Origin of the sequence: Streptosporangium sp. H16 (assembly GCF_051918855.1) — a bacterium.
GTDB lineage: Bacteria > Actinomycetota > Actinomycetes > Streptosporangiales > Streptosporangiaceae > Streptosporangium.
In genome coordinates this window covers 1-7,682 of the sequence record NZ_JBPXMD010000078.1, presented here as the reverse complement: position 1 = coordinate 7,682, position 7,682 = coordinate 1, and the positions used below count along the sequence as shown (strand labels likewise).

Here is a 7,682-nt window from a genome sequence, read left to right as displayed (position 1 = left end):
CCGCGCCCGCACCCGGATATGTTCCCCCTCATCTGCCACAGACTCCACGACCAGCGGCAATAAGCCCGAGAACACGACACTCACCAGCTCGTCGACATCACCCATGACTCACCGTGACGCAGGAGACGTTCCGTCACCACCGAATCTGCGACAGAGCCGTTTGATTGACAGACCCCTGCCATTCGGACGGGAGCTCTTCGATCTGCAGGTCGGAGAAGATCAGGGTCAGATCATGGGCGTTGGCCTGGATTCGGACCTCGTGGAAGTCGATACCAAGGGCTGTGGCCCAGTGTCGGGCGGTCGGTGAGTCGGTGATGAGCGTGGCCCCCGGGTAGAGCTCCTGCCAGTTAACGCCCCAGACGTATCCGTCGAGGTCGACGCCGGTTTCGTAGGTGATCAGCCGGTCATCGAGGGACCCGCGCCAGGTGTCGGCCGAGACGGTGGTGGTGCAGGTGGCCTGCACGCAGCGGCGGAACAGGTAGCGCAGCGTCGCCGGCGCGATCCCGCTCCTGGGGTCGGCGGTCGCGTGGATCACGAGCTGGTAGTCGCGCATGTAGTTCGTGAAGCCATGGTTGAGCAGCGCCTGGTCGAAGACATCGTCCAGGGCTTGTTGCAGCTTCGCCGGATCCATGCACGCAGTTCTACCCGACGGCGTGATCTTTCGGTCAGTGCTGGGGTTTGCGGACTTTGAACCGGGCGATCGGTTTGGTGGTGGTGCGGGCGACCTCAGCGATGACCTGGCCGGCGTGGATGATGCGGAAGGTGGCGTCGGCTGCTTCAACGGTCACGGTCGCTGCGGCGTGGCCGATGCCGACGCCGATGCGCTGTCCAGCGATGGCGATCCAGCCGCGGCTGCTAACCCGCCGCTGCACCCGCATCGGTTCGGTGGCCGGTTGGGGTGCGGGCCCGGCGGGGCGGGCATCACGCAGCCGGGCCGCCTGATCGTCGGTGAGCGGGTTGGGCAAGCTGCGCAGCAGCGCGGACCCGTCACTCAGGTGCAACACGGCGCCCTCCAGACGGATGGTCAGCCGCCGTCCGGCGAACGGGGAGCCGACCGGGTATTGCCGGCCGCCGAGGGAGACCGAACCGGAAGCGTTGACGGTCCGCTCCACCTCGACCGCCCCGTCGGCACCGGGGCGGGCCGGTGCGGCGACCGGTTGGATGCGGGTGCCGCCCTCAGCGATCAGCTGCCGCAGATGCTGGATGCTGAGCCGGGACGGCACCTTCTTGATCCGGGCCCCGGCGATCAACAATTCGACGATGCCGGCGTCGGCCCGCAGGGTGAGCGTCAGACCGGCGCGGTGGGTGCCGAGCCAGAACTGCTGCCCGCAGACGGTCAGGTTGCCCGAGGCCGGCACGACCCGCGTGAACTCAACCGCCAGATCCACCGGATCGATTCCGTTCACCGGCACCACCGGCGTTGCTGTCTCGACCGGCACCGGTGCCATCGCCGCCAGCTCAGCGACGGTCTCCGGTTCCGTTTCAGGTGCGGGGAGTGCTCCTGCGGCGCGCAGGTCCGCCGGCAGGCGCAACGGCAGCCGCTCGTCGCAGCGGGGCCGAAACCGGTCGGCGGGGCGGGCCATGTCCAGCCCCTGGTGGGGGCGGTGGGTGTTGTAGTCGGCGACGAAGACGTCCAGGACCTGCTGGGCGTGCTCGATGTTGTCGAACGGCTCGTGGTCGTCGAGCAGTTCGCGGCGCAGGGTCTGGTGGAAGCGTTCGACCTTGCCGGTGGTGGTGGGCGAGCGCGGGCGGGTCAGCCGGTGGGTGATGCCGTTCTCACGACAGATCCGGTCGAACAACACCTCTCCGCCGCGGCCGAACCGGGCGGTGAACTGCTTGCCGTTGTCGGTCAGCAGCTCATCGGGGACGCCGTGGCGACCCAATGCGTCGACCAGGGCCAGGCACACAGCCCGGCCGGTGGGGCGCATCACCACGGTGGCGGCCACGCAATAGCGGGAATGGTCGTCGACCCCGGTGACGATCTTGCATTCGGTGCCGTCGGCCAAAATGATCCCGCCGACGATGTCCATCTGCCACAGCTGCATCGGCTCCGAGCGCTGCCAGCGCTTGTAGTCCTCGCGCCGCCGGCGCCGGGGGACGGGCTGCACCAGGTGGTGGCGGATGAGCACGCGGTGCACCGTGGCCCGGGACGGCACCGGGCCGGGGCAGGTGCGGCGGGTCAGTTCCCACACCAGGCGGCGGGCGCCCCAGCGGGGATGGTTACGCCGCAGCTCACAGATCAACGCCTCCACCGCGGCCGGAGTTCGAGCCGGGGAGGTATGCGGGCGAGACGAGCGGTCCGACAAACCGTCCAGGCCCTGATCGCGATAGCGGCTCAGCCACCGGTGCACCGTTTGACGCGAGACTCCGAACCTACGGGCGACCTCGGTGACGCTCGCCCCGGATGACACCTGCAGCACGGCTTGGTACCGCTGCTCGACCACGCTCAACTCCGCCAGCACTCGGCGAAGTGTCACACACCTCCTGAGTACGATCTGTCACGCAGATCATGAGACCTGACACGAAGTTCGCCTACTCCGGATGAGAACTTTCTCTACGTCTTCAAGGGCGTGCCGCCTGCGGCGACCCGCCGCGCGTGGTCGGCCGCTGGCCGCGCTGCGGCTCTTCGGCCGGTCGCGGCCAGCACCGCCCACGCGCTGTTCGCCTTTAACAAGCCCATTGAGCTCCGAAGGTTCTTCATCGTGGCTTGCGATCAGCCTGCTCTATCGCTTGCGCAAGTCGGCAACCTGCGGCCGGTTCAACCTTTACGACGCTTTTTAGTAGATCAACATGGCCCAACCTGTTCAATCCCCACGCGAGTAGCTGACGATTTCGAGACATGTCGTTGTGATTCACGATCGAGACAATGGCCTTGGCTTGAGAGTCGGAATTGGTGATGGAGCGGGCTACGGTTTCGGCCTGTTCGTGTTCACCTGCACCAGCCAGCGCCCCCGCCAACGCTGTCAACGCCCGCACTTGAAGGCGGGGATCGGTGATGGAGCGGGCTATGGTCTCGGCCTGTTCGTGTTCACCTGCACCAGCCAGCGCCCGCACCAGCTCCGTCAACGCCTGCGCTTGAAGGTCGGGATCGGTGATGGAGCGGGCTATGGTCTCGGCCTGTTCGTGTTCACCTGCACCAGCCAATGCCCGCACCAGCTCCGCCAACGCCCGCGCTTGAAGGTCGGGATCGGTGATGGAGCGGGCTACGGTTTCGGCCTCTTGAGCGAGCAGCCGAGCACGCTCGTGCTCACCCGCACCAGCCAGCGCCCCCGCCAACGCTGTCAACGCCTGCGCTTGAAGGTCGGGATCGGTGATGGAGCGGGCTACGGTTTCGGCCTGTTCGTGTTCACCCGCACCAGCCAGCGCTCCCGTCAACATCGTCAACGCCCGCACTTGAAGATCGGGATCGGTGATGGAGTGGGCTACGGTCTTGGCCTTTTGAGCGAGCAGCCGAGCACGCTCGTGCTCACCTGCACCAGCCAGCGCCTCCATCAACGCTGTCAACGCCCACGCTTGAAGGCGGGGATCGGTGATGGAGCGGGCTATGGTCTCGGCCTGTTCGTGTTCACCTGCACCAGCCAGCGCCCGCACCAGCTCCGTCAACGCCTGCGCTTGAAGGTCGGGATCGGTGATGGAGCGGGCTATGGTCTCGGCCTGTTCGTGTTCACCTGCACCAGCCAATGCCCGCACCAGCTCCGCCAACGCCCGCGCTTGAAGGTCGGGATCGGTGATGGAGCGGGCTACGGTTTCGGCCTCTTGAGCGAGCAGCCGAGCACGCTCGTGCTCACCCGCACCAGCCAGCGCCTCCATCAACGCTGTCAACGCCTGCGCTTGAAGGTCGGGATCGGTGATGGAGCGGGCTACGGTTTCGGCCTGTTCGTGTTCACCTGCACCAGCCAATGCCCGCGCCAGCTCCGCCAACGCCCGCGCTTGAAGATCGAAATCGGTGATGGAGCGGGCTACGGTTTCGGCCTCTTGAGCGAGCAGCCGAGCACGCTCGTGCTCACCCGCACCAGCCAGCGCCCCCGCCAACGCTGTCAACGCCTGCGCTTGAAGGTCGGGATCGGTGATGGAGCGGGCTACGGTCTTGGCCTGTTCGTGTTCACCTGCACCAGCCAATGCCCGCGCCAGCTCCGCCAACGCCCGCGCTTGAAGGTCGGGATCGGTGATGGAGCGGGCTACGGTTTCGGCCTTTTGAGCGAGCAGCCGAGCACGCTCGTGCTCACCTGCACCAGCCAGCGCCTCCATCAACGCTGTCAACGCCTGCGCTTGAAGGTCGGGATCGGTGATGGAGTGGGCTACGGTCTTGGCCTTTTGAGCGAGCAGCCGAGCACGCTCGTGCTCACCTGCACCAGCCAGCGCCTCCATCAACGCTGTCAACGCCCACGCTTGAAGGCGGGGATCGGTGATGGAGCGGGCTATGGTCTCGGCCTGTTCGTGTTCACCTGCACCAGCCAGCGCCCGCGCCAACGCTGTCAACGCCCACGTTTGAAGGCGGGGATCGGTGATGGAGTGGGCTACGGTCTTGGCCTTTTGAGCGAGCAGGTGAGCACGCTCGTGCTCACCTGCACCAGCCAGCGCCCCCGCCAACGCTGTCAACGCCCACGCTTGAAGGTCGGGATCGGTGATGGAGCGGGCTATGGTCTCGGCTTGTTCGTGTTCACCTGCACCAGCCAGCGCCCCCGCCAGCTCCGTCAACGCCCACGTTTGAAGGCGGGGATCGGTGATGGAGCGGGCTATGGTCTCGGCTTGTTCGTGTTCACCTGCACCAGCCAGCGCCCCCGCCAACGCTGTCAACGCCCACGTTTGAAGGCGGGGATCGGTGATGGAGCGGGCTATGGTCTCGGCTTGTTCGTGTTCACCTGCACCAGCCAGCGCCCCCGCCAACGCTGTCAACGCCCACGTTTGAAGGCGGGGATCGGTGATGGAGCGGGCTATGGTCTCGGCTTGTTCGTGTTCACCTGCACCAGCCAGCGCCCCCGCCAACGCTGTCAACGCCTGCGCTTGAAGGTCGGGATCGGTGATGGAGCGGGCTATGGTCTCGGCTTGTTCGTGTTCACCTGCACCAGCCAATGCCCGCGCCAGCTCCGCCAACGCCTGCGCTTGAAGGCGGGGATCGGTGATGGAGCGGGCTACGGTCTTGGCCTTTTGAGCGAGCAGCCGAGCACGCTCGTGCTCACCCGCACCAGCCAGCGCCTCCATCAACGCTGTCAACGCCTGCGCTTGAAGGCGGGGATCGGTGATGGAGCGGGCTACGGTCTTGGCTTGTTCGTGTTCACCTGCACCAGCCAATGCCCGCGCCAACGCTGTCAACGCCTGCGCTTGAAGGCGGGGATCGGTGATGGAGCGGGCTACGGTCTCGGCCTGTTCGTGTTCACCTGCACCAGCCAATGCCTCCACCAGCTCCGCCAACGCCCGCCCTTGAAGATCGGGATCGGTGATGGAACGGGCTAAGGCCTCAGCACGAACGGAGTTACCCAGCCGCGCCCATACTGCGGGTAACTCGGTCGGGAGCCTCGCGTTGCGCTCGGCCAACCGATCGCGGGTATAGGCAAGCAGCAGCATCGCCGACAAATCCGGCTCGTCCTGCCCGCAGATTACTGCCTGACAGGCGGTGATCTCAGCCAGCGCCGCAGCATCCCCCCCGCTGATGTCCAGCATCCGATCAAGCCGCGCCCCATCGGTCGCGCATGCCACCATCCGCTCCAGATCACCCACCGAACTCAGCAGCCGGTGATAACCCTGCAACAGATACTCCGGCGTCTCGGCCGGCCACCCCCGATCCTGATAACTCCGCGCCCACGCATGAATCCGGTCACGACACCCCGACAACATCCGCGCCCCCAGCGACTCCACCGCGGCAACGTGAAGCTCCTCATGCGCCAGCACGAACACCCGCGCCCCCGTACCCGGCCGCCACAGACCCTCCCGACCGGTAAACGTCCGCCCCGACACCGCATGCAACCACTTGCGCACTACACCCACCGGCGACCCGGTCAACTCCGCCAGATCCTCAACGCTCAAACCACCACCCGCAGCCACCAGCAACCCCAGCAAGTCACGCCCAGCGGCATCCCCGTGCAGCACATGCTCCAACTCACGCTCAGCGTCATCACGGATAACCTGCGCCGCAGGCGACGGCGTCAACACCCGCACGATCCGCGCATCCCGCAACGGATGCCTCATGGGCACGTCCGACGGCACCGGGGGATTGGGCCGCCCGGCCACCACCACCCGCAACCCCTCCACCACTACCGGCGGCAGCAACGCCGCGATGCTGTGCGCCCCCGGCCCGACCGTCACCCCCCGATCCTCATCCAGCCCATCCACCACCAACACCAGCCGCTCACCAGCCTGCACACACGCGCGAGCGGCCTCCTTCAATAACCGGTTGAACCACCCCTGCTGCGTCGACACCCCCAGCAACGGCGGCAGCGACTGCCCCAGCAGCTCCGCCAACTGCGGCAACACCACATCCAAGAACGCCTGACGATCACTCTGCCCCGCATACCGGGCCGTGATAAAGAACGACACCACCCGCACCCCCGCCGGAGGATGCAACACCAGCGTCGCCATCAACGCCGACTTACCCGCCCACGCCGGCCCCTGCCACCACACATAACCCGGATCGCCCTCACCCGAGCAGAACGCCGCCAGCTCGGCCAACTCCTCAGAGCGGCCCTCCAACGTCCACGGGAAGATCTGCTCAACCTGCTCCAGGTACGCCGACCGCGCCACCGGCTCCCGATGGACATCCCCGATATGGATACCTGTGTTGGCATATCCACCCGACTCGGCTGATGCCGTCCCGCTCTCCCGGACACCGCCCTTCCAGCGCCCGCCGTCCATACCCGCGCCCGCCCTTTGAACGACGTCAGCTCAACCGGATACCGGAGTTGGCATCACCCTCACCCGACGCCTTGGCGTCCCCGCTCCCGTCCACCACCACATCTCCGGGAACAGCCCCGGACTTGCCCACCACACCGGTGTTCGCATCCCCCGCCCCCGAAACCGTCGCCGTCCCCGTCTTCTTAACACGCACCCGGCCGCCACCGGCCGAGACCGTCGACCAGCCCGCCCACACCGCCACCCCGACCGCCGCCAGCCCCGCCAGCGCCGACACCGCCGTCGCGACCTTGTTCGCACTCTCCCACCGCAGCCAGACCAGCATCACGGCCACACCGACCACCAGCACAGCCGTTCCCACCAGAACCCACCGCCGAGCCGTCATCCTCGCATTGTCCTCCCACAGAGCGTGACAACGCATAACAATTCACATATCGGCCGCCGCGAGAACACAAGAGGCTGTTGGGTCGGACCGGGGCGCGGTGTCAGCCTTGCGACTGGTCCGTTTCCCCGGCCCGCCCGCCGAACCGGGCGTGCTCGTCTCCAAGCACCCGGCTCTCCACAGGTTCATGCCGCTGGGGATGGTTGTTCTGTCCGCCGGGACCAGGGTGTCGGGATGTCCCACGCGCGCCAGCGATACCGGATGACCGGCATCGACGCCGCCTCCAGCAGGGCGATCCCGTCTGCGGAGATCTCCCAGCTGGCCTTCCCCTCATAGCGTGGAGACCGAACCGGGAGAGGTTTGGTCGTGGCAGCAGTCACGCGACGGCGCTTTGATCCGGAGTTCCGGGCGGGTGCGGTGCGTATCGTGAAGGAGACCGGCAAGCCCGTCGCGC

At 66.8% G+C, this 7,682-nt stretch carries 4 protein-coding genes; all 4 read right to left on the bottom strand.

Going from position 1 to position 7,682, the window contains the following annotated elements; translation table 11 throughout:
• Positions 1-133: 133 nt before the first annotated feature.
• On the bottom strand, positions 134-631 hold the full coding sequence (locus tag ACTOQ2_RS43470; RefSeq protein ID WP_440107828.1) for a YxiG-like protein: 498 nt from the start codon (positions 629-631) through the stop codon (positions 134-136).
• Positions 632-665: 34 nt separating this feature from the next.
• On the bottom strand, positions 666-2,450 hold the full coding sequence (locus tag ACTOQ2_RS43465; protein WP_440107826.1) for an IS481 family transposase: 1,785 nt from the start codon (positions 2,448-2,450) through the stop codon (positions 666-668).
• A 247-nt stretch (positions 2,451-2,697) separates the two neighbouring features.
• The gene (locus tag ACTOQ2_RS43460) at positions 2,698-6,849 is read right to left on the bottom strand and encodes a hypothetical protein (protein ID WP_440107825.1); all 4,152 of its coding nucleotides are present in this window, start codon (positions 6,847-6,849) and stop codon (positions 2,698-2,700) included.
• A 25-nt stretch (positions 6,850-6,874) separates the two neighbouring features.
• Positions 6,875-7,231 (bottom strand): hypothetical protein, encoded by a 357-nt coding sequence (locus tag ACTOQ2_RS43455; RefSeq protein WP_440107822.1) that lies wholly within the window; start codon positions 7,229-7,231, stop codon positions 6,875-6,877.
• Positions 7,232-7,682: the final 451 nt, after the last annotated feature.